The sequence below is a fragment of the Nonomuraea sp. NPDC049784 genome (assembly GCF_040659615.1).
GTDB lineage: Bacteria > Actinomycetota > Actinomycetes > Streptosporangiales > Streptosporangiaceae > Nonomuraea.
This window is the reverse complement of the sequence record NZ_JBFAMX010000129.1, coordinates 1-23,033: the sequence shown is the minus strand read 5'-3', so window position 1 is coordinate 23,033 and position 23,033 is coordinate 1. Positions and strand designations below refer to the sequence as shown.

20 protein-coding genes are annotated in these 23,033 nt (G+C 69.0%); 10 read left to right on the top strand and 10 right to left on the bottom strand.

Annotation, left to right across the window (positions count from 1 at the left end):
• Positions 1-1,988, top strand: a 1,988-nt coding sequence (locus AB0J09_RS25450) for a WD40 repeat domain-containing protein (protein ID WP_360695806.1), incomplete at its 5' end; no start/stop codon positions are given.
• Here AB0J09_RS25450 and AB0J09_RS25445 read toward each other — a convergent pair.
• A complete protein-coding gene (locus AB0J09_RS25445) occupies positions 1,977-2,588 on the bottom strand; it encodes a TetR family transcriptional regulator (protein ID WP_360695804.1) in 612 nt (203 codons plus the stop codon). The genes AB0J09_RS25450 and AB0J09_RS25445 overlap by 12 nt on opposite strands.
• 95 nt (positions 2,589-2,683) lie before the next feature.
• Here AB0J09_RS25445 and AB0J09_RS25440 point away from each other — a divergent pair, with 95 nt between their 5' ends.
• Positions 2,684-3,505 (top strand): SDR family NAD(P)-dependent oxidoreductase, encoded by an 822-nt coding sequence (locus AB0J09_RS25440; RefSeq protein ID WP_360695801.1) that lies wholly within the window; start codon positions 2,684-2,686, stop codon positions 3,503-3,505.
• Between the two features lie 4 nt (positions 3,506-3,509).
• On the opposite strand, the gene coaE is transcribed toward AB0J09_RS25440, so the two are convergent.
• Positions 3,510-4,112, bottom strand: coding sequence for a dephospho-CoA kinase (gene coaE / locus AB0J09_RS25435; RefSeq protein WP_360695799.1), 603 nt, complete (start codon positions 4,110-4,112; stop codon positions 3,510-3,512).
• Positions 4,113-4,879: 767 nt separating this feature from the next.
• On the opposite strand from coaE, the gene AB0J09_RS25430 reads away from it, so the two are divergent.
• Positions 4,880-5,467: a hypothetical protein gene (locus tag AB0J09_RS25430; protein ID WP_360695796.1), complete on the top strand. Its 588-nt coding sequence runs from the start codon at positions 4,880-4,882 to the stop codon at positions 5,465-5,467.
• A 101-nt stretch (positions 5,468-5,568) separates the two neighbouring features.
• Here AB0J09_RS25430 and AB0J09_RS25425 read toward each other — a convergent pair whose 3' ends face one another.
• From AB0J09_RS25425 to polA, 7 genes are all read right to left on the bottom strand, one after another.
• Positions 5,569-6,168 (bottom strand): fasciclin domain-containing protein, encoded by a 600-nt coding sequence (locus tag AB0J09_RS25425; RefSeq protein WP_360695793.1) that lies wholly within the window; start codon positions 6,166-6,168, stop codon positions 5,569-5,571.
• A gap of 327 nt (positions 6,169-6,495) precedes the next feature.
• Positions 6,496-6,966, bottom strand: a complete 471-nt coding sequence (locus AB0J09_RS25420; RefSeq protein WP_360695814.1) for a GNAT family N-acetyltransferase — start codon at positions 6,964-6,966, stop codon at positions 6,496-6,498.
• Between the two features lie 26 nt (positions 6,967-6,992).
• Positions 6,993-8,429 (bottom strand): hypothetical protein, encoded by a 1,437-nt coding sequence (locus AB0J09_RS25415; protein WP_360695790.1) that lies wholly within the window; start codon positions 8,427-8,429, stop codon positions 6,993-6,995.
• A gap of 128 nt (positions 8,430-8,557) precedes the next feature.
• The gene (locus tag AB0J09_RS25410) at positions 8,558-9,691 is read right to left on the bottom strand and encodes an epoxide hydrolase family protein (RefSeq protein WP_360695787.1); all 1,134 of its coding nucleotides are present in this window, start codon (positions 9,689-9,691) and stop codon (positions 8,558-8,560) included.
• A 305-nt stretch (positions 9,692-9,996) separates the two neighbouring features.
• A complete protein-coding gene (rpsA, locus tag AB0J09_RS25405; RefSeq protein ID WP_360695784.1) occupies positions 9,997-11,478 on the bottom strand; it encodes a 30S ribosomal protein S1 in 1,482 nt (493 codons plus the stop codon).
• 192 nt (positions 11,479-11,670) lie between these two features.
• On the bottom strand, positions 11,671-12,765 hold the full coding sequence (locus AB0J09_RS25400; protein ID WP_360695781.1) for a polysaccharide deacetylase family protein: 1,095 nt from the start codon (positions 12,763-12,765) through the stop codon (positions 11,671-11,673).
• 59 nt (positions 12,766-12,824) lie between these two features.
• Positions 12,825-15,515, bottom strand: a complete 2,691-nt coding sequence (gene polA / locus AB0J09_RS25395; RefSeq protein WP_360695777.1) for a DNA polymerase I — start codon at positions 15,513-15,515, stop codon at positions 12,825-12,827.
• Between the two features lie 131 nt (positions 15,516-15,646).
• Between polA and AB0J09_RS25390 the strand changes: the two genes are divergently transcribed.
• From AB0J09_RS25390 to AB0J09_RS25365, 6 genes are all read left to right on the top strand, one after another.
• Positions 15,647-15,991, top strand: coding sequence for a hotdog fold thioesterase (locus AB0J09_RS25390; RefSeq protein ID WP_360695812.1), 345 nt, complete (start codon positions 15,647-15,649; stop codon positions 15,989-15,991).
• Between the two features lie 384 nt (positions 15,992-16,375).
• Entirely contained in the window at positions 16,376-17,665 is a 1,290-nt protein-coding gene (locus AB0J09_RS25385) for a branched-chain amino acid ABC transporter permease (protein ID WP_360695774.1), read from the top strand.
• A gap of 16 nt (positions 17,666-17,681) precedes the next feature.
• Entirely contained in the window at positions 17,682-18,680 is a 999-nt protein-coding gene (locus tag AB0J09_RS25380) for a branched-chain amino acid ABC transporter permease (protein WP_360695771.1), read from the top strand.
• A complete protein-coding gene (locus AB0J09_RS25375) occupies positions 18,670-19,608 on the top strand; it encodes an ABC transporter ATP-binding protein (protein WP_360695768.1) in 939 nt (312 codons plus the stop codon). Before AB0J09_RS25380 ends, AB0J09_RS25375 begins: the two co-directional genes overlap by 11 nt.
• A gap of 2 nt (positions 19,609-19,610) precedes the next feature.
• Positions 19,611-20,387 carry an ABC transporter ATP-binding protein gene (locus AB0J09_RS25370; protein WP_360695809.1) on the top strand — a complete coding sequence of 259 codons (777 nt, stop codon included), beginning with the start codon at positions 19,611-19,613 and terminating at the stop codon, positions 20,385-20,387.
• A 62-nt stretch (positions 20,388-20,449) separates the two neighbouring features.
• Complete coding sequence (locus AB0J09_RS25365; protein WP_360695765.1) at positions 20,450-20,851, top strand: hypothetical protein; 402 nt, start codon at positions 20,450-20,452, stop codon at positions 20,849-20,851.
• A gap of 54 nt (positions 20,852-20,905) precedes the next feature.
• Here the strand turns inward: AB0J09_RS25365 and AB0J09_RS25360 are convergent, their stop codons facing one another.
• Complete coding sequence (locus tag AB0J09_RS25360; protein ID WP_360695762.1) at positions 20,906-22,204, bottom strand: ABC transporter substrate-binding protein; 1,299 nt, start codon at positions 22,202-22,204, stop codon at positions 20,906-20,908.
• Between the two features lie 213 nt (positions 22,205-22,417).
• Here AB0J09_RS25360 and AB0J09_RS25355 point away from each other — a divergent pair.
• The coding region (locus AB0J09_RS25355; RefSeq protein ID WP_360695759.1) for a hypothetical protein at positions 22,418-23,033 on the top strand (616 nt) is incomplete at its 3' end.

Sequence of the window (23,033 nt, the reverse complement as noted above, 5' to 3'; positions counted from 1 at the left end):
TCGCCATCGGCAACGAGGACGGCGGCGTGCTGCTCTGCGTCGGCGGCGCGCCCGTGCGCACACTGCAGGGGCACCGTGGCCGCGTCTACGCGGTGACTTTCGCCGGCGACCTGCTGGCCACGGGCGCGAGCGACGGCACCCTGGTGCTGTGGGACGCGCTCACCGGCGAGCGCCTGCGGCGGCTGACCGGCCACGCCGACGGCGTCTGGCCGGTACGCCTCAGCCCTTCGGGCGACCTGGTGGCGGCAGGAGGCGGCGACGGCGTCGTACGGGTGTGGGAGACCGCCACCGGGCGGCTCGCGCACGAGCTGGGCGGGCACCGGGCGCCGATCTACACGGCGTCGTTCGGCCGCTCGACGCTGGTGACGGGCGACGCCGCCGGTGTGGTGCGGGTCTGGGACCTGTCGTCGGGGCAGGTGAAAGAGACGCTCGACGGCCATCGCGGCAGCGTCTACCGCGCCGTGCACAGCCCGGACGGCCGCCTGCTGGCCACCGGCGACGAGGCCGGCACCGTACGCCTCTGGGACACCGCCACATGGACGCCGCAGCACGTGCTGACCGGGCACGCGGGCAGCGTCTACTGCGTGACGTTCTCCCCCGACGGCTCGCTGCTGGCCACGGGAGACACGGCGGGCGGCGTGCGCGTGTGGGAGGCGTCGGGCGAGTCGCTGGGCGTGCACACCACGCACGCGGCGGCCGTCTATCAGGTGACGTTCAGCCCCGACGGGCAGACGGTCGCCAGCGGCGACTCGGGCGGCGTGGTACGGCTCCAGCCCATCGGCGGCGGCCGGCGGGTCGAGCTGACGGGGCACCGCAGCTCGGTCTGGCCGTTCGTGTTCCGGCCCGACGGGCAGCAGCTGGCCACCAGCAGCAACGACGGCACCGTGCGGCTGTGGGACCCCGAGTCGGGCAAGTGCCAGCGGGTGCTGCGCGGACACGGGCGGCGCATCTCGTCCGTCAGGTTCAGCGCCGACGGGTCGATGCTGGCGACCAGCGGCAACGACGGCGTCGTGCGCGTGTGGGAGCCGCGCACCGGACGGCGGCTGCGGGAGTTCACCGGCACGGCCGATCGGCTCATCTCGGCCCTGTTCTCCCCTGCCGGGCCGGTGCTGGCCACCTCCAGCAACGACGGCGGCGTGCACTTCTGGAACGCCACCACCGGCGACTACGAGCGCGAGCTGCACGCCGAGACCGACCACGTCTGGGCCGAGGCGTTCAGCCCCGACGGCAACCTGCTGGCCACGGCCAATGACGACGACAGCGTCAGGATCTGGTACCGCCCGACCGGGCGGCTGGCGGGCAACCTGGCCGACCACCGCGGACGGGTCCGCTCGATCGCGTTCAGCCCCGACGGCGAGTACGTGGCCACCGGCTGCGACGACAAGCTCGTACGCCTGTGGCACGTGGCCTCCGGCGGCCGGGTGGCCACCCTCGAAGGGCACACCGACCGGGTCTACTCGGTGGCCTTCTCCCCCGACGGCCGCCACCTGGCCAGCGCCGGCAACGACGGCCGGGCGATGCTGTGGGAGCTGCGCCCCGGACAGGCCTGGCAGCCCCGGCTGGTGCACGAGCTCCGGCACGAGGGGCGGCTGTGGAGCGTGGCGTTCAACGCCTCGGGCGACCGGCTGGCCACCGGCGGCGACGACCTGGTGGTGCGGGTCTGGGAGACCGCGACCGGGCGGACGCTGCACGAGCTGGCCGGGCACGCCCGGCGGGTGTGGTCGGTCGCCTTCAGCCCCGTCTCCGACCTGCTGGCCAGCGCGGGCGACGACGGCGTGGTGATCCTCTGGGAGGGCGGCGAGCGGCGGGCGACCCTGCTCGGGCTGACCGAGGGGTGGGCGGCGCTGGCGCCCGACGGCCGCTACAAGATCCAAGGGGAGCCCGCGGGGCAGTTCTGGCACGTCATCGGGATGTCGCGGTTCGAGCTGGGCGAGCTCGACGCCTACCTGCCGGGGGTGCGGCAGGTGCCGCTCGACTCACCCTTCTGAGACTCCTGGGGCTCGCCGTTCCGCGGACGGGTCTTCCGCCGTGCCGGACATCGGGCGGCCGAGCAGGCCGGAGGCCACGGTCTCCACGTACGGCGCCAGGTCCGCCGCCGCGGCCCCGGCCAGGGCGGGGGTGGCGACCACCGAGCGCAGGATGCCGATGCCGACCAGCCAGGCGCTGAGCAGCTCCGCCCGCAGCTGCGTGTCCTCGCCCTGCGCCAGATCCTCCAGCGCCCGCACGTACGTGTCGCAGACCTCCTGGCGGATGCGCTGCCTGGTGTCCTCATGGGCCGACGAGCGCAGCATGGCGACCAGGGGGTGCTCCCCGCCGTACGTGGCCCAGTCGGCGAAGACGACCGTACGCAGCATGCGGGCGACCAGCTCCTCCTGCGGTCCCTCCAGCAGATCTTGCGGGATGTCGGCGGTGGCCTCGTCGAACAGCCCCTTCTTCGAGCCGAAGTAGCGGAAGATCAGGGTGGCGTCCACGCCGGCGTCCCCGGCGATGTCGCGGACGCTGGTGGCGTCGTAGCCCTCGCGGGCGAAGCGCAGCCTGGCGGCCTCCAGCAGGCGCGCCCGGGTGGCCTCCCGATCTCTCTTCGGCACGCGGGCTCCTCCCCGTAGTCATCGACCGTTGACATTGTACGCCCCGGCTGTGCTACGTTCCCCAAGTCAGCGTTCGATGACTTAAAGGATGAAATATGGGGACATATGTCGTGGCGGGTGGCACAACCGGAATGGGGCGCGGGCTGGCCCTGCACTTCCTGCGCCGAGGCGACCGGGTGACGGTCGTGGGCAGCGACCCGGAGAAGGGCCGGCTGGTCCTCGACGAGGCTGCCCGCATGGGCGCCGGGGACCGGGCCGCGTTCATCCAGGCCGACCTGAGCTCGGTGGCGGCGAACGTACGGGTGATCGAGGAGGTCAAGGCGCGGCACGACGCCCTGGACGGGCTGGTCCTCACCGCGATACGCCACTTCTCCCGGCGGGTGGAGACCCCCGACGGCTTCGAGGCCACCTTCGCCCTCTACTACGTCAGCCGCTTCCTGCTCAGCTACGGCTTGACCGGCCTGCTGGAGCAGGCCGAGAGCCCAATGATCGTGAACATCTGCGGCGTCGGCATCACCAAGGGCGCGATCCACTGGGACGACCTGTCGCTGGAGCGCGGCTACGGCTCCATCCAGGCCATGCTCCAGGGCGGCCGCGCCACCGACCTGCTGGGGGTCGCGTACACCGCCAACCACCCGGACGGGCGCACCCGCTACCTCCTGCACCACCCCGGCTTCACCGACAGCGGCACGAGCAGCCTGAAGCAGCCCACCAAGACGATCATCAAGCTGCTCGCGAAGCTCATGGGCCAGCCGGTGGAGAAGAGCATCCAGCCGATCATCGAGCTGATGGACGACCCGCCGGGCAAGGGCCTGCTCGCCTACGACCGGCGTACCCCCGTCGATCCGTCACTGCCGACCCTCGACCCGGAGAACGCCCGCCGCCTCTACGAACTGACCCGCCACCTGCTCGGCTAGGGGCTCAGCCGCGGGCGGCGCGCCTGGTCAGCTCCTCCCAGACCTCGTCCACCCGGGCGTCCAGTTCGTCGAGCGCGCCCTCATTGAGGATCACGATGTCGGCGACGGCCAGCCGGTCCTCCCGGCTCGCCTGGGCGGCGATGCGGGCCATGGCGTCGGCCTCGGGCATGGCACGGTGTTCAGCCAGGCGCCTGATGCGGGTCTCGTCGGACGCGTCGACGACGATGACCACGTCGTACATGGGCGCCAGGTGGTTCTCCGCGAGCAGCGGCACGTCGTACACGGTGATCGCGTCGTCGGCCGCCCGGCTCTGCAGCTCCGCCACCCGCTCCCCCACCAGCGGGTGAACGATCGCGTTGAGCGCGGCGAGCCGCTCGGAGTCGGCGAAGACGATGGATCCGAGCTTCTCCCTGTTGAGCGACCCGTCGGGGCAGAGCACCTCGTCACCGAACGTGGCCACCACCCTGGCCAGCCCCGGCGTGCCGGGCTCGACCACCTCGCGCGCGATCCGGTCGGCGTCGATCACGACGGCGCCCTTGGCCGCGAGCCGTTTCGACACCTCGCTTTTGCCGGATCCGATCCCGCCCGTGAGCCCTATCTTCAACACGAGGAAAGCCTACGGGGTCATCATCGCAGGTATGAAGTCCGCGATCGTATGGGCCGCGCACGAGCAGGCCAGCGGCCGTGGGAGACGACTGAGTGAAGCCGCAACACGTCGTCCTCGCCCTGCCGGCCGGCGACTTCGTGGCGGCGCGGGTACTGGCCGGGATGAGGCTGGACCGCGCGCCACCGGGTGCCGTCACTAGAACACTGACTCCTGGCGCACCCCGCACCGTAGCCGTCAGTGCCACCTGCGCCGCTCTGGCGTGGGGGTTGCCGCAGTAACCCCCGGATCCCCTTCGGCGACACCTGCCTGGCCACCACCGTCCGCGGCCGCCAGAGCCGCCGTCGAGCGTCATGAGCCGGCAGGCCACCGCTCAGCTGACCGAGTGACTGATGACGCCGGTGTAGGAGTGGGCGCGGCGTTCCGGGCGAAGGACCCCGAAGGCCGTAACGCCTCAATGGTCAGTCGGCTCCAAAGTGCCCGGCTGGCGAGGGTGCTGGCGTGGCCCGGACGTGGCAAAAGCACGCTTACTTAACGACCAGGGCGGCAACCTAGTCATACGACGGACACGCAGCGTCACCCGCGTTATCCGGAGATCATCCCACCGGCGGCGCCGTACGAGGACCGCTGTCGCTTGAGGGGAAGGGACGCGTCCGATGACGAGGGCGAGGAGCACCTGGACCTGCGGCACTCGGATGTCCGGGATGTCCCGGGGGAGGCGGACCGGTGTGCCGCGAAATCAAATAGATCATGGGGGAAAAGTGGCTTCAGTGAGTATCCGATCCGTTGGCGCGCATGCGGCAGCGACTTCGCTGACAGTGGTACTGCTCGTTGGCTGTGGCGGCAACACGACCGCCGCACTGCCCCCCGACAGCGCGAGCACCGCCAATCCAGCGGTGGTCGCCACACAGCTCGCGGGTACTGACAGTGAGCACACGACCGCCTGTCCGACGGCAGGCAACGCCAAGCGGCTTGCCAAGACCCGCTTCGCGCTCCACGCCGGCCTCGCGCTGGGCGCCTTCCATCGCTACATCTACAAACCCCTGCGCAGCGGAGGCTTCCAAGCCGGGGCGGAGAAGCGGAAGCGGACGTTCCTCAAGGCAGCAGTAGCAGGCGCTTTCGCCCTGCATCAACTGAACGTGGCCAAGCGCTTCGCCACGGCCAATCCCACCCTCTGCAAGGGCGTCGAGGCCGTCGAAGCCAGGTTCACCAGCCTCACCGACAAGCTGAAGGGAGGCAGCGCGACGCCGGCCGACCTCCAGGCCGGCAAGAGCACCATCGACAGCCTGCAGCACAACGCCATCGGGACGGGCTACGACTTCAAGGAGCAGAACGTCACTGTCCCAGGTGCGAGTTAGCCTCTCCGGCCGAAGGACGATCATTTCCGTATGTCAGACGGCGCGTGATCCACCAGACGAGGCCTCGCCTGGTGATCACGCTCGGTCGTCCTGGCCTGGGATCAGTGCGGCATGAGGACTTTGTCGATGATGTAGACGGTGGCGTTGCGGGCCGGCACGTTGCCACAGACGATCTTGGCGTTGTTGACGGTGACGTTCTTGCCGGAGCCCTTCACCTTCAGTTCGCCGCCCTGCAGGGTCTTGAGCGTGGCGCCCTTCAGCTCGGCCGGGGTCTTTCTACCCTGGACCACTTGGTACGAGAGGATCTTGGTCAGTTCTTGCTTGTCGGCCATGATCTTGTCTCGCTTCTTGGCCGGGATCGCCTGGAAGGCCTGGTTGTCCGGCGCGAAGAGCGTGAGATGCCTGGCCGAGTTCAGCTTCTTCTGCCAGCCGGCGGTCTTGATTGCCTGTGACAACATAGACAACTCGGGAATCTGAGCCACGGCAGTGCCGAGCCCCTTGTCGGCGATGCCGGAAAGGCTCTGTTTGATCGAGGCGCAGCCCGGCCCGACCGGGCTCGCGCTAGCTGTCGGCGTCGGCGTCCCCGCCTGCTGGGTGGATGAAGTCACCCGTGGCGACGACGGAGGCGTGTAGGCGGATGCGCCGACAGTACCGGTGGCGGCGGTCAGCGCCAGCGCTGCCGCGAGAAGTCCTCGTGTCATGGCGATCACTCCATGTTCGGTAAGCCGTAGTGCGCGAGCCGGTGCACCATCGGCGCCCCGGCTCGCGCCCCTGACCTCTCCATGTCAATCTCGGCAGTCGGAGGGAACACCAAAGCCGCCATTCACCCAAATAGGTACAAATTCACGATCGCCGAGCAGGTGTGCAGCCGATCCCCGACGATGGCGCACGCTTGATCCCCCACCAGATCGTCGTGCCCGCCTCCGCCCTCCAGTCCGTGCTCGACCGGCTGAACGCCGACCATCCCGCCGGTTCTGAGTGGCGGTGGGGGTGGACCTGGGTGGACGACGACATGGGCCGCGCCGTGATCACCGCGGAGGAGGGGATCGATCTGGCTGCCTACGCAGGTGGATCAGCGTCAGGTGGTCGTCCATCCGCTCCCGGTGCGTCTCCCGGTAGCCGAGGCGACGGTAGAGCTTGAGGTTGGCCTCGGACAGGTGACCCGTGAACAGGTCGAACGCCTCCGCCTCCGGCACGGCCTCGTGCAGGGCAGTCAGCAGGGCCGTGCCGAGGCCCTGGCCCTGGCGGTCGGGGGCGACGACCAGGCGGGCGACCAGGCAGGTCGTGCCTGACACCTGCCCGCGCACCGACCCGACGACACGGCCCGCGTCGAGCGCCTTGAGCACGACGGCGCCCTCGATGACCTTGCGGACCTGCTCGAGCGACTCGACGAGCGGCGGGATGTACGGGTCGCCGTACAGCTGGGCCTCGCTCATGTAGGCCGCCCGCTGCACGGTGAGGATCTCGCCCGCGTCCGCCGCCACCGCCCGTTCGATCAGCACGGGCAGCACACTACCGCCACTCGTCACGAATACATGCCCGCGCTGAGCTCTCTGGGGCAGGAGGTGTCCTTGTCCGGCAGAACACCGTTGACGAGGTAGTCGTGCACGTGCGTACGCAGGCAGGTCGCGCGGAGCTTGTCGGCCCCCTGGAGCAGGTACGCGCCGGGCCCGTCGCCGTGCCACAGCACCCGCGCCCCGGGGATCTCCCCGAGCGGCTGGGCGGAGGTGTCCAGCCGCCCGACGCCGACCAGCACCTGCCGGCCGTTGCGCACGTCCGGCGCGTGAGGGGGCCAGCTGGGGGCGGCCTGCCGCGGTATGCCCAGGCAGCGCGCGATCTCGTACCGGGCGGCCATCCACCCGACCCGCGGCGCCACCTCGCGCAGCCGCGTCTCCATGTCGAGGAAGCGCTTGTAGCCCGGCACGGCGGGCATGAAGTCGTGGCAGAACATGGAGCCCGCCACCGTCCCGGGCGGTGTCGGCGCGGTCACGGTGGCCATCGCGGCCAGCGTGCTCGCGTCGCCGTCCTTGGCCGCGGACAGGGCCTGGGCCAGCGCCGGCCAGTGCTGCGGGGCGAGCCCGGCGTTGACGGCGGCCAGGAGCCGCCTGGTCTTCACCGTGTGCCCTGGGCCGGCGCTGAGCGGCGTGCGGTGGCGCAGGTCGTCGAGGACCGACACGGCGTCATCGCCGTTGAGCGGGCAGCTCAGGCTGGTCCTGCACCAGTCGCGGAAGGCGATGAGCCGCTGTTCGGCCGCCCGCGCCTCGGAGGTCAGCCGCTGCTCCAGGTTGGGCTCGGTGTGGTCGAGCCCGCCCTCGAGGTACATCCGCCCGGTCCGGTGCGGGAACAGCTCCAGGTACGCCTGCCCGTACACGGCCCCGTAGGAGGAGCCGAAGTAGCGCAGCCGCGGCTCGCCGAGCGCGGCGCGCAGGGCCTCGAGGTCGTGAGCGACCTGCCAGGACGTGAGGCCGTCGTAGAGGGCCCCGGCGGCCTCCCGGCAGCTGTTGTCGTAGGCGGCGTTGTCGCGGGCGTAGGAGTGCCATGCGGCCTTCCCAGGGGCGAGGAGCAGGCGTAGCGGGTCGGGCTGCGCCACGGAGCAGTGCACCATGGCCGCGCTCCCCCTGTCGCCGAGTCCGCGCGACTCGACGAGCACCACGTTGAACCACCTGGTCAGCTCGCTCACGGTGTCGGGCTGAGCACGCACCGCCTCGATGGTCGGGCCATAGCCGGTGTTCACCACCAGGGCGCCGAAGTTGTGCTCCGGGTCCTGCGCGGGCATCAGGGCGAGATCGATCTCGGTACGGGCCGCGCGCTGCCTGGCCCAGTCGACGGGCACGGACAGCTTGGCGCACTGCAACCCGTCGCCACAGTCCTGCCACTGGAGAGGGGCCGAGGAGGCCCCGCCCCTCGCCGCCGGCGCAACCGCGGCGGCGGCGGCCAGAACAGCCGTCACGAGGATGGTCACCCGCTGAGCCTTGCCCACCGCATCGCCCCTGAGCGTCCGTAGGTGTCAACAGCGCCCGTCAGTCTGGCAGCGCCGGACCCGGCGGGTGGCGGGCTCGCGAGGACCTCCAGGTAAAATCTACGGCCCGCTCAGCGGATCGTCCGGAAAAAGTGGCGTATGCCCGCCACCAGCGGGTCCGGCGCCGCCATGGCGACCATGTGGCTGGGGCTGTGGGCGTCGCCCCAGTACACGATGTCGTTGTCCCGCTCGGCGATCCGCCGCATCAGCGCGGACCCGCCGTGCGTCACACCGGTCGGCACGGCGCTCTGGTGGATCGGCAGCCCGGCGGCGCCCTCGTAGTACGTCCACGACGACGATCCGCCGGTGTCCGTCAGCCAGTAGACGCTCGCGTTGGTGAGCACCAGGTCCCGGTCGATCGGCTCGGCGCCCGAACCCCACCCGTCGAACTCCTTGAACCTCTCCACCAGGTACGCGAGCTGCGCCACCGGCGAGTCCGCGAACCCGTGCGCGAGCGTCTGCGGCCTGGCGGCCAGGTAGGGCCCGTACCCGCTGCCTCCGGTCATCCACGCCGTCATCTCCTCGAGCTCGGCCAGCTCCTCCTTGCCGAACCCTTCGAGCTGTGCGGGGTCCCCGGTGGGGATGCCCAGCCCGGCCGTGATGAGCGAGCCCACGACGTGCTCGCTGTCCAGGGCGGCCAGCTGCGGCGTGACCAGCGCCCCGGCGTCGTTGCCGTGCGCGCCGTACCGCTCGTATCCGAGCCTGCGCATGAGCTCGGCCCACGTACGGGCCACCCGCTCGATGCTCCACGGCCGCGCGTCGGCCGGTTCGGGGAACGGCGAGAAGGCGAATCCCGGGAGGGAGGGCGCGACGACGTGGAAGGCGATGCCGGGGTCGAGTCCGTGCCTTCGGGGGTCGGTGAGCGGACCGATGACCTCGAGGAACTCGGCGACGGAACTCGGCCAGCTGTGAGTGATGATCAGCGGCAGCGCTTCGGGCTCGGGCGAGCGCACGTGCAGGAAGTGGATCTCCTGCCCGTCGATGTCGGTGGTGAACTGCGGGAACGCGTTCAGCCTGGCCTCCTGCGCCCGCCAGTCGAACCCGTCGGCCCAGTACTCGGCCAGCTCGCGCAGGTACGCCACGGGCACGCCCCTGCTCCACCCGCCGGGCAGCTGGCGCGCCCACCTCGTACGCCGCAGCCGCGCCCTCAGGTCGTCGAGGTCTTCCTGGGGGATGTCGATGCGGAATGACTTGATCTGTTCCATGGGGACGACCATAGGAGCCCATGCGGCAAGATTCGTTCCGCATTCGCACCGACTTTGAGCGCGCCACCCGCTCGCCCCCACCCGCGGCACTGCGGCGCCTCGCGCATCGAGCGCCGCCCCTCCCGCCCGGCAGGCGAAGCCCGCACCCTGGCGCAGGCGAGCGTCCGAAAACACCCGCACCACCACGCGGGCGAGCCTCTAGAAGGCCCCTCGCGCGCGAAGCGAGCCGTGCGCAAAAGGCGGAAGGCCCCGCACCACGTCGGGTGCGGGGCCTTCCGGAAAGGAACTCAGTCAGAGCCAGATGGTCAGCTCTGGCCGCCGGCGAGCTTCTCGCGCAGAGCCGCGAGAGCCTCGTCGGAGGCGAGGGCGCCGCCGGCCGGGGCCGACGTGGAGCCGCCCGCCGGAGCCTGCGACTCGCCGCTGTAGGAGGACGGCTCGGCTTCGCCCGCTTCCGCCTCCGCCTTGCGGGCGTCCTCGATCTGCTTCTTGTGAGCCTCGAAGCGCGTCTGGGCCTCGGCGTACTGCCGCTCCCACTCCTCACGCTGCTTGTCGAAGCCCTCGAGCCACTCCCCGGTCTCCGGGTCGAAGCCCTCGGGGTAGATGTAGTTGCCCTGGTCGTCGTAGGTGGCCGCCATGCCGTACAGGGTCGGGTCGAACTCGACCTCGGCCCCGACGCCCTCGTTGGCCTGCTTCAGCGAGAGGCTGATACGACGACGGTCGAGGTCGATGTCGATGATCTTGACGAAGATCTCGTCGCCGACCTGGACGACCTGCTCCGGGATCTCCACGTGGCGCTCGGCCAGCTCGGAGATGTGGACCAGGCCCTCGATGCCCTCCTCGACCCGGACGAACGCGCCGAACGGCACCAGCTTGGTGACGCGGCCCGGAACGACCTGGCCGATCTGGTGGGTGCGGGCGAACTGCTGCCACGGGTCTTCCTGGGTGGCCTTGAGCGACAGGGAGACGCGCTCGCGCTCCATGTCGACGTCGAGGACCTCGACCGTGACCTCCTGGCCGACCTCGACAACCTCGGACGGGTGGTCGATGTGCTTCCAGGACAGCTCGGACACGTGGACCAGGCCGTCGACCCCGCCGAGATCGACGAAGGCGCCGAAGTTGACGATCGAGGAGACGACGCCCTTGCGGACCTGACCCTTCTGGAGGGTGTTGAGGAACGTCTGGCGAACCTCCGACTGCGTCTGCTCGAGCCAGGCGCGGCGCGACAGGACCACGTTGTTGCGGTTCTTGTCGAGCTCTATGATCTTCGCCTCGAGCTCGCGGCCGACGTACGGCTGCAGGTCGCGGACACGGCGCATCTCGACCAGGGACGCCGGGAGGAAGCCACGCAGGCCGATGTCGAGGATGAGACCACCCTTGACGACCTCAATGACCGTGCCGGTGACGATGCCGTCCTCGTCCTTGATCTTCTCGATCGTGCCCCAGGCGCGCTCGTACTGCGCACGCTTCTTGGACAGGATCAGGCGGCCCTCTTTGTCCTCCTTCTGGAGAACCAGGGCTTCGACGTGCTCCCCGACCTCCACGACGTCAGCAGGGTCGACATCGTGCTTGATCGAAAGCTCACGCGAGGGAATGACACCCTCGGTCTTGTAGCCGATATCGAGAAGAACCTCGTCTCGATCGACCTTGACGACGGTGCCCTCGACGATGTCGCCGTCGTTGAAGTACTTGATGGTCTCGTCGATCGCCGCGAGGAAGGCTTCCTCGGACCCGATGTCGTTGACCGCTACCTGCGGGGTGCTCGAGGTGGCCTCAGTGCTGGACGTCATGTGTGGAATTGCTCCGAACGCGGACAGGATGTCGATGTGGCGGATGCGCGGCAGGCCCTCTTCCGCATCAAGCCGAGGAATTACGACATCGACGTGACCGAGCGCGAGCCCGCTCCGTCTGAGGCGCGCGCGAGCCCACAGCGCAGCGATCAGCATATGAGACGTTGGCCACGCGGTCAATCCAGGGGGCAATCAATACGCGATGACCTGGAGCCCACGCTTGGCGATGATATTACCCCGAAGTTTCTCCGGTATGGAGATTCGGTCCGGGTCGCCGTCGGAGACGTAGCGCTCGCCGGGGTGCTTGTTCAGCCACTCCAGCCAGTACTGCGAGCACCACTTGCGGCACTCGCCCTTCTTGCCGTTGCTCTGGATGCGCTGGATCGCTCCCCTGTCAAATTTTTTCGCGTAGGGCGAAAGCGACGGCTCGGCTCCAGCGAGGAACACGCCGGCGAAATCATAACGGGTGCCGTCCCAGGAGCCGGTGCGGGCGAGCTTCTTCGGCCGGGGCACCGAGCCGTACGGCAACGCCATGGTCTTGGCGGGGGGCGCGCCGAGCTTCTCGATCAGGCGCTCGAGCCGGACGATCTGCTCGCGGACCTTCTTCTTCCTGAGCACGCGCAGGCTGGGGTGGCTCCAGGTGTGGTTGGCCACTTCGTAGCCGTGGTCGACCAGCCACTTCACGGCCGCTGCCTGGGCCCCTCTGTCGACCAGCCCGAACGGCTCCCGGTTGACCCAGAAGGTGGCGACCGGCCGGAAAGAGGGGTATTTCCTGGCCACTTCCTGAATGATGCCCACCGCCGTGTCGGGCTTGGGGTTGCCGCTCGCGTCGAGCGCGAAGTGGCTCGGGTGCCCGTCGTCGAACGTCAGCACGACGGGGAACCGCCCCGCCGGCACCCTGATGTCGCCGGTGGCGAACTCTCTGGCGGTGATCGGCACGTAGCCCTGCTTGGCGAGCTTCTCCAGCTCCTTCCTGAGCTGGTCCGGCGTCCGGTCGATCGAGGCCAGCCGCTTGGCGAGGATCCGGTGGTACATCAGCACCGGCACCAGCCCGGCCTCGTTGGCGTGCACCTGCCGGGCGAAGTCGGGTGTGGCCACAATCCCCGGCGGCTCGCCCACCGGGGAGGGGTTCGGCGGCTCGACGCTGCCCTGGACCTTGGCCACGGTCCTCACCTTGGCCTGCGGACGCCTGTCGCCGGGTAAGAGGCCTAAGCCGATGACGGCCACTGTGACCACCACGACGTTCGCGATGCCGATGATCCGCGTGAGGGACGCTGATATCCGCACAGAACTCCCGACCGCTCGGTGAAATTACGTTCAGGCTAGTGCAGATCTACCCAAAAAATTCAGTGTCCCGCGTCCTCCCAGGTGCGCCCGACGCCCACGGACACCTCCAGCGGAACCCGCAGCTGGTAGGCGGCGTTCATCTGGTCGCGTACGAGCTGCGTGAGCTGCTCCAGCTCCCCTGACGCCACCTCGAACACGAGCTCGTCGTGGACCTGCAGCAGCATCCTGGAGGTCAGCCCCTCCTCGCGGATGGCCTGGTGGACGTTGAGCATGGCGACCTTGATGATGTCGGCGGCCGAGCCCTGGATGGGGGCGTTGAGCGCCATCCGCTCGGCCATCTCGCGGCGCTGGCGGTTGTCGCTGGTGAGGTCGGGCAGGTAGCGGCGGCGGCCCATGATCGTCTCGGTGTAGCCGTCGGAGCGCGCCTGCTGGACGATGGCGTGCAGGAAGTCGCGCACGCCGCCGAACTCCTCGAAGTACTCCTCCTTCAGCGCCCGCGCCTCCGCCACCGGGATGTTGAGCTGGCCGGCCAGCCCGAAGTCGGACAGGCCGTAGGCCAGGCCGTAGTTCATGGCCTTGATGCGGGCCCGCAGCTCGCCGTCGATCTGCTCGGGCGGCAGGTCGAACACCCTGGCCGCGGTGGCCTGGTGGAAGTCGTGGCCGGACTCGAAGGCCGCGATCAGCGACTCGTCGCCTGACAGGTGGGCCATGATGCGCAGCTCGATCTGGCTGTAGTCAGCCGTCAGCAACGTCTCGTAGCCCTCGCCGACCACGAAGCCCTGGCGGATCCGGCGGCCCTCGGCTGTGCGGATCGGGATGTTCTGCAGGTTGGGCTTCTCCGACGACAGCCGGCCCGTGGCGGCGATGATCTGGTTGAACGTGGTGTGGATGCGCCCGTCGTCGGCGATCTCCTTGATCAGGCCCTCGACGGTGGTGCGGAGCTTCTGCTGGTCGCGGTGGCGCAGCATGATCGTCGGCAGCTCGTGATCGGTCTGCGTGGCCAGCCAGGCGAGCTGGTCGGCGTCGGTGCTCCAGCCGGTCTTGATCTTTTTCGTCTTGGGGAGGTTGAGCTTGACGAAGAGGATCTCCTGCAGCTGCTTGGGCGAGCCCAGGTTGAACTGCTCGCCGACGGCGCGGTGGGCCTCCTCCACGGCGTGCTTGACCGCGGCCCCGAACTCGGTCTCCAGCCCCGCGAAGTATTCGCCGTCGACCGCGATGCCCGCACGCTCCATCTCGGCCAGCACGGCCAGCAGCGGCTGCTCGACGTCGGTCATCAGCTGGGTGCCGCCGCGGCCGGCCAGGAAGCGCTCCAGCGCCTCGGCCAGCTCGCGCACGGCGTGGGCGCGCAGCGCGAGGTCCTTGGCCGGGGCGTCCTCGTCGTCGCCGAACAGGGCGGCCTGCCCGGTGGACTCCTCCTCGGCCCGCAGGTCGCGGTTGAGGTAGCGCCTGGCCAGGTCTTCCAGCGCGAACGTGCGCTGGCCCGGCATCGCCAGGTAGGCCGCGAGCGCGGTGTCGCAGCTCAGGCCGCGCAGCTCCAGGCCCTGCGCCCAGAGCGCCAGGATGGGCCCCTTGGCGTCGTGGACGGCCTTGGGCTTGGTGTCGTCGGCCAGCCAGGCCCGCAGGGCCGTCTCGTCGGCCTCGGTGAGCTTGACGGGGTCGATGTAGGCGGCGGTGCCGTCGGGCGAGGCGACGGCGATGCCGTCGATGCGGCCCGTGCCGCTGCCGTAGGCGCCCTTGAAGGCCAGCCCGGCCCGGCCCTCGGGCAGCGCGGACAGCCAGCCCGCCACCCGGTCGGGACCGAGCAGCACGGTCTCGACCTCGAAGCCCTGGTCCGGCTCCTGCTCGCCGGAGCCGAACACCTTGAACACCCGCTCGCGCAACTCGCCGCGGAACTGCAGGCTGTCGAACAGCTTGTTGATCTCCTCGCGCTCCCAGGTGCCCTGCGTGAGGTCGCCGAGGTCGGCCTCGAGCGGGACGTCACGGAGCAGCTCGGTCAGCCGCCGGTTCATCAGCACCTGGGCGACGTGCTCGCGCAGCTTGTCGCCGACCTTGCCCTTGACCTCGTCGACCCGGTCGACCAGCGCGGTCAGCGAGCCGAACTCGCGCACCCACTTGGCGGCGGTCTTCTCCCCCACGCTCGGGATGCTCAGGAGGTTGTCGCTGGGGTCGCCGCGCAGGGCGGCGAAGTCGGGATATTGCGCCGGGGTCAGGCCGTACTTCTCCACGACCGCCTCGGGAGTGAACCTCGTCATGTCGCTGATGCCGCGCCGTGTCATCAGGACGGTGATGTGCTCGTTGACCAACTGCAGCGCGTCGCGGTCGCCGGTGACGATCAGGACGTCCATCCCCTGCTCGAAGGCGCGGGTGGCGAGCGTGGCGATGAGGTCGTCGGCCTCGAAGCCGGCCTTGGACAGGTGCGGGATGCGGAAGGTGTCGAGCAGCTCGAAGATGAGCTGCATCTGACCGCGGAAGTCCTCGGGCGTCTCGCTCCTGTTGGCCTTGTATTCGGAGTACGCCTCGTGGCGGAAGGTCGGCTCCGACCTGTCGAAGGCCACCGCCACGTGGGTCGGCTGCTCGTCGCGCAGGACGTTGGTCAGCATCGAGGTGAACCCGTAGACCGCCTCGGTGTGCTGACCGTCGGTGGTCATCAGGTTGGCGTCCTTCAGCGCGAAGAACGCGCGGTAGGCCAGGGAATGCCCGTCAAGCAGCAAAAGGCGCGGGCGGCTGGGGGTCACTTCACTCTTCGGCACACACGCAGCCTAGTCTGCGTGTGCGACAGAAAACCTGAGCTCGGAAGAGTGGAGACGTCCCTTTGACGCAGACCAACCCCCTGGACTTCTCGGTGTACGGCGCCACACACGAGGGCACTCTGGCCGATCGCATGGGCATCGAGTTCCTCGAGGCCGGCCCCGAGCGGGTGGTGGGCCGGATGCCGGTCGAGGGCAACACCCAGCCCTACGGCCTGCTGCACGGCGGGGCGTCGGCGGTGCTGGCCGAGACGCTCGGCTCGGTGGCGGCGGCCATCCACGCGGGCCCCGAGCGCATCGCGGTGGGGATCGAGATCAACGCCACCCACCACCGCCCTGCGACCTCCGGGTTCGTCACCGGTGTCGCGACCAGGCTGCACGGCGGCCGGACGCTGGCGACGTACGGCATCGAGATCACCGATGAGCGGGGAAAACTCGTCTGCACCTCTCGCCTCACGTGCATGCTGCGTGACAGGTGAAACTTCCGTCCCTTTGCGCGCAGCGCCTGTGGGTCGCTACGGTGGTCCGAACGCGAGCCCGCGGGAAGGCCCAGTAGATAACGTGTACGGCCGGGGAAGCCTTACACGGCCCCAAAGGCCACCCCGCGGGCTCGTCCACGTTTCCGGGCGATCGTTACCCATTCGTATCACAAAGCGCCAGGCGTCTACCCCGATTTAGCCCCTGACCAGGCTTGTTGTTTCCTCACATGAGTGACACGCACATGTCACTAATTGGTGACGAACGATACTGAACCGGGCGACACCAGAATAAGCTCCCGCCACAGCATCCCAGTTGTGCCTGCGATGCCCGCGTGTCGAGATGGAGGGGCACAACCCCGCCTTGACCTACTTGAGGGAGCACCATTGCGCAGAGCCGTGATCGCGTTCACGGCCTTCCTGGGTGGACTCGTCTTCCTGCTGGCCGTACCCGCCCAAGCGAGTACGGCCGACTGCCAGGGACTGAGGGGAACACTCAAACTCCAAGGCCAGCCAGTGAACGGCGCGAAAATCGCCGTGACCACCGAGAGCGGACAACCGGTCAAGGAGGTCACAAGTAACGCACAGGGCACGTGGGACGTTCAGGTCGACAAACCAGGCAAGTACAAGGTCACCCTGGATGTCAGCACCCTTCCGAAGAACGCCGAAGTGCGGGGCGGCAACAACGTCCGCACGCCGACGGTCTTCGAGGGCAACTGCTCGACGGTCCTGTTCGCGCTCCAGCCCAAGGGCGCCCCGGGTCAGCAGCAGGCGGACACCGGCGGGGAGACCACGTTCTGGGAGCAGGCCGCCCAGCTGACGTTCGAGGGGCTCAACCTCGGCCTGATCATCGCGCTGGCGGCGCTCGGTCTCTCGCTCATCTACGGCACGACCGGCCTGACCAACTTCGCCCACGGAGAGCTGGTCACGCTCGGCGCGATCCTCGCCTACGCGTTCAACGTGGGCTTCGGGCTGCATCTCATCCCCGCCGCGCTGATCGCCGTCGTGGTCGCCGGCATACTCGGCTACTTCCAGGACCGCTTCTTCTGGGGCCAGCTGCGCAGGCGCGGCACCGGCACCATCGCCATGATGATCATCTCGATCGGCGTGGCGCTCCTGCTCCGCTATGTGTTCCTGATCTTCTTCGGCGGCCAGAACGAGGCCTATGCGCAGTACACCGCGCAGCCGGGCATCGAGGTCGGCCCCATCACGGCGGCCCCGAAGAACTTCGTCGCCATGGGCATCGAGCTCGCGGTCCTGGTCATCGTCGGCGTGGCGCTCCTGCGCACCCGCACCGGCAAGGCTGCTCGCGCCGTGGCCGACAACCCCGCGCTCGCGGCCTCGTCCGGCATCAACGTCGACCGGGTCATCCGGATCATCTGGACCGCGGGCGGCGCCATCGCCGGGCTGGCGGGCATCATGCTCGGCCTGTCGCAGAGCCTCAAATACACGATGGGCCAGGACGTCCTGCTGCTCATCTTCGCCGGCGTGACGCTCGGCGGGCTCGGCACCGCGTTCGGCGCGCTGGTTGGCTCACTCGTGGTCGGCCTGTTCGTCCAGGTCTCCACCCTGTGGGTGCCGCCGGAGCTCAAGTCCGTCGGCGCGCTGGTCGTACTCATCATCGTGCTCCTCATCCGGCCGCAGGGCATCCTGGGCCGCCGCGAGCGGATCGGCTGATCGGGGGAGGATCAGAATGGACTGGATCACGATCATCAGCACCACCCTCAAGGCCGCGGTCGGCGTCGAGACGGTGCTCTACGGAATCGCCGCCATCGGCGTCAACATCCACTTCGGCTACACGGGCCTGCTCAACTTCGGCCAGGCCGCCTTCATGGGCGTGGCCGGCTACGGCCTGGCGGTCACCGTCACCGTCCTGGGCCTGCCGTTCTGGCTCGGCATCATCGTCGGCCTGGTCGCCGCGGTGCTCCTGGCGATCCTGCTGGGCATACCGACCCTGCAGTTGCGCGCCGACTACCTGGCCATCGTCACCATCGCGGCCGCCGAGATCGTACGGCTCATCTTCCGCTCGGTGGCGTTCAAGGACGTCTTCGGCGGCTCCGACGGCCAGCGCGGCTTCTCCGACGGCTTCTACGCGCTCAACCCGTTCCCAGAGGGGCAGTACGGCTTCAACCTCGGCCCGGTGCCCCTGTTCTTCAACAACCGGCAGCTGTGGGTCATCCTCGTCGGCTGGGTGCTGATCGCCCTGGCCTGCGCCATGGTCTACCTGCTCATGAAGAGCCCGTGGGGCCGCGTGCTCAAGGCCATCCGCGAGGACGAGGACGCCGTGCGCAGCCTCGGCAAGAACGTCTTCTCGTACAAGATGCAGTCGCTCATCCTGGGCGGCGCCATCGGCGCTCTCGGCGGCTTCATCTACGGTCTGGCCTACGCCTCGGTACAGCCCGACGTGTTCGGCACCGAGACCACGTTCTACATGTACACGATGGTCATCCTCGGCGGCGCCGCCCGCGTGCTCGGCCCCGTCGTCGGCTCGATGCTCTTCTGGGTGCTGCTGGTCCTCGTCTACGGCGTGCTCTCCGAGGCGGTCGGCGCGGGGTACATCACCTTCCTGGACGTCAACCAGGTCGGCGCCGTGCGCTGGATCCTGGTCGGCCTCGGCTTGATCCTGTTGCTCATCTTCCGGCCACAGGGCATCTTCGGTGACAAGAGGGAGATAGCGATCGATGCACGCTGAAACCACCACCACCGAGCGCAAGGCCGCGGCCCTGGCGGCGTTCAAGGACCTGGCGCACGACCCCGGCGTGCCCAAGCCCGACCCCATCCTCGTCGTGGACAACGTGGTTCGCCGCTTCGGCGGCCTGACCGCCGTCGAGGTCGGCCACGTCGAGATCCAGCGCGGCTCCATCACCGCGCTGATCGGCCCCAACGGCGCCGGCAAGACCACGTTCTTCAACCAGCTCACCGGGTTCGACACGGCCGACTCCGGCTCCTGGACGTTCAACGGGCGGTCCATGAACGGCGTGCCCGCCCACAAGGTGGCCCGCGCCGGCATGGTGCGCACGTTCCAGCTCACCAAGGCGCTGTCCCGCCTGACGGTGCTGGAGAACATGCGCCTGGGCGCCCAGCAGCAGAAGGGCGAGAACTTCTTCCGCGCGCTCGTGCCGAGCTCCTGGCGCGGCCAGGAGGACACGATCACCGAGCGGGCCGAGGAGCTGCTCACGCGGTTCAAGCTCGACGCCAAGCGCGACGACTTCGCCGGGTCGCTGTCCGGCGGCCAGCGCAAGCTGCTGGAGATGGCCCGCGCGCTCATGGTCCAGCCCGAGCTGGTCATGCTCGACGAGCCCATGGCCGGGGTCAACCCGGCGCTGACCCAGTCGCTGCTCGGCCACGTCAAGGACCTGCGCGAGCAGGGCATGACGGTGCTGTTCGTGGAGCACGACATGGACATGGTCCGCGACATCAGCGACTGGGTGATCGTCATGGCGCAGGGCGCGGTCATCGCGGAGGGGCCACCCGGGACGATCATGTCCGACGAGCGCGTGATCGACGCCTACCTCGGGGCGCACCACGACGCGCCGCTGTCAGAGAGCGAGCTGGAGAGCCAGCTCCAGGAGGCGGAGGCGGCGCTGGAGGCCGAGATCGAAGAGGAGACGCAGAAGTGACCGTGCCTGAATCCAAGGCGGCCGTCACCGACCGCAGCGCCCACCTGGAGGGCGCCAAGGACGCCGTGCTGCGGTGCGACGAGCTGATCGCCGGCTATCTGCCGGGCGTCAACATCCTCAACGGCTCCGACCTCTACGTCAAAGAGGGCGAGCTGATCGGCATCATCGGCCCCAACGGCGCCGGCAAGTCGACGTTGCTCAAGGCCATGTTCGGGCTGGTCACCATCCGCAGCGGCACGGTGCTGCTCAAGGGTGAGGACATCACGAACATGAAGGCCCACTCGCTGGTCTCCCGCGGCGTCGGCTACGTGCCGCAGACCAACAACGTCTTCCCCAGCCTCACCATCGAGGAGAACCTCGAGATGGGCGCCTTCCAGGTGCCGGGGAAGTTCAAGGAGCGCTTCGAGTTCGTCGCCGAGCTGTTCCCGGCGCTCAAGGAACGGCGCAAGCAGCGCGCCGGATCCCTGTCCGGCGGTGAGCGGCAGATGGTGGCGATGGCCAGGGCCCTCATGACCGAGCCGTCCGTGCTGCTGCTCGACGAGCCGTCGGCCGGCCTGTCGCCCAAGCTGCAGGACCTGGTGTTCATCCAGGCCCAGCAGATCAACAAGGCGGGCGTCACGGTGATCATGGTGGAGCAGAACGCCCGCCGCTGCCTGCAGATCTGCCACCGCGGCTACGTCCTCGACCAGGGCCGCAACGCCTACACCGGCACCGGGCGGCAGCTCGCCAACGACCCCAAGGTCATCGAGCTGTACCTCGGCACGCTGGCCAAGGCGTAAATCAGGATCAAGACGGCGAAGGGGCTCCCGCGGGGCCCCTTCGCCGTTTTTTAATGACTGCTGTGAAACGTTTAGCGACAGTCGCGCTCATCATCCCCGTCCTGCTCGTCGGTTGCCAGGACAACGCCTCGTCCGCGTCGAAGTACAGCACCGGCGGGGATCCGACCGACAGCCCCTGCGCCCGCGTGGTCTCCGCCATCGGGTACGCCAACCTCATGCTGAAGCCGAAGGGCCAGGAGGACCAGCAGTACTTCGAGGACGCCGTGATCGGCCGCCTGGCCGAGCTGCGCGGGATCACGCTGGAGTTCGGCGACCGGATGCCCGACTCGCTCAAGGGGGCCGTGCAGACGATCAAGACCACGACCGCGGGGTTGTCCAGGAACGACGTGCCGCGGGAGCGTCAGGTGGCGCTGCTCAAGCAGTACCGGGTGGCCGCCGACCAGATCGTGGCGGGATGCGGATAACGACGAGAAGGGCCCGGCCATGGCGGCCGGGCCCTTCCGTGTGAGGCGACGGTACTAGCCGGCGATGTTGCCGGTGCGGTACTCGAGCGCCTTGGTGGCGTACTTGTTGGTCGCGCCGTACTGGTAGATGCCGATGGTGGCGACGGCCGGGTCACCGGCGTCGTTGAACTCGACCGGGCCGCTGACGCCCTCGTAGTCGATGTCCTTACCGGCCTTCAGCAGGTCCACGCACTCCTTGAAGCTCTTGCACTTCTCGCCGCCCTTGCTCACCTCGGCCAGCTTGGCCGCGATGTCCACGCCGGCGTCGCTCTTGGCGGCCTCGGCGGCCAGCGCGATCAGGTTCGCCGCGTCGTACGACTCGGGGGCGTAGCTGAAGTCCTGCAGCTTGGGGTCGATGGCCTTGAGCTTCGCCTGGAACTCCTCAGGAGCCGCGGCGCCGGGGATCGTGCCCTTGACGCCGTCGAGCGTGCCCTTGGGCATCTTCACGTAGTTCGTGTTGGACGTGTTGCCGTCCACCATGTACCACTTGTGCTTGTCCGCGGGCAGGCCCTGCTTGACCAGCTCCGCCACGACCTTCGCCGTCTCCTCGAACCCGATCAGCACGATGCCCTTCGGGTTCTTCGCCTTGATCTTGGCCACGTCGGCGGAGAAGTCGGCCGCCTTCGGGTCGTAGTCGACGCGCTCGACGACCTCGGCGCCGCCGTCGGTGACGGTCTTCTGCACCTGGTCGGCCAGGCCGGTGCCGTACGAGTCCTGCATCGCGAGGATGCCGACCGTGTCGTTGCCGTCGGACACCACGAGGTCGCCCAGCACGCGCCCCTGCAGCTTGTCGGGCGGCGAGGTACGGAAGTACAGGCCCTTGTCGTTGATCGTGGTGAACTTGTCGGAGGTGTTGGCCGGCGAGAACTGCACCACGCCCGCACCCGTGATCTTGTCGATCACCGACTCCGACACCGACGACGACGCGGCGCCGATGATGGCGTCGGCCTTCTGCGCCAGCAGCTTGTCCACCGACTGCGAGGCGATGTTCGTGGTCGTGTCACCCGAGTCCGTGTCGTACTTGGTGACCGGCTTGCCCAGCACGCCACCGGCCTCGTTGATCTCCTTGACGGCGAGGTTGACTCCCGCGATCTCGGGCGGGCCGAGGAACGCCAGCGAACCGGTCTGGGGCAGCAGCGTGCCGAGGGTCAGGGTGCCGTCGCCCTGCGCGGCGGCGGGCGCCGACGAGGATGGCGCGGCAGACTGGGAAGTCTGCGTGGCGGTGTCGCCGCCGCCACCGCCGCAGGCTGTCAGGGCGAGGCTGGTGGCAGCCACGACAGCCAGCGCCCGCCCCACGGGAGCAATGCGGATCATGAAGTGTCTCCTTCATTTCCAGGCCGGGATCCGTCAGCACCGCCGAGCGTTCCCGAACGAATGCAGGAAACGTATAAAACCGCAGCGTGCTCCAACTAGATGCGCTGAGGAACTGTCGGCACTTGGATGCGGAGTCGTAATCACTCCTCAACTTACGGGACCTGCGCAAGGACGCTTAATGTGCGGTGGGTGAAGCGCTTTACGGTTCCCCTCGTGATGGCGGTACTCCTCACCGGTTGCGGCTCCTCCGAGCCGCCCGCCCAGCCTTCCGCGAAGCCCCCCGGCGGCGTATCCGTCTCGCTGGCGCAATGGCGTTCAGACGAGCCCGTGCACGCGATCGAGGTGGCCGTCCGCAATACCACCGACACACCGGTCTATTTCGCCGACGTCCAGCTCGTCACGCCCTCATTCAAAACGCTCCCGGCGCAGCGGATCGACAGCGCCATCAAGAAGACCGAGCGTACGGACCTGCGCATCACGTTCGGCCCCGCCAACTGCCTCCCCAAGGGCCTGCCCGAGGTGCAGCCCGCCACGGTCGTGGCGCACCTCAGCACCGGCTCGGAGCCGCCGCACAAGGTGGTGTTCGACGTGCCGCACCCGGACCCGCTCCTGGCCAGGCTGCTGCGGGACGAGTGCTCCGAGTTCCTGATCAAGGAGGCGGCGGACATCGAGTTCGGCCCTGAGTGGGAGGAGTCGGGCAAGGCCATGCGGGGCAACCTGGTGATCACGAGGCGCGGCGAGGGCGCGGTCACGCTGAACGACATGGGCGGGACCACCCACTTCATCGTCACGCCCCAGCACCGGCCCCTGGGCGTGCTGGCGGCCGGGC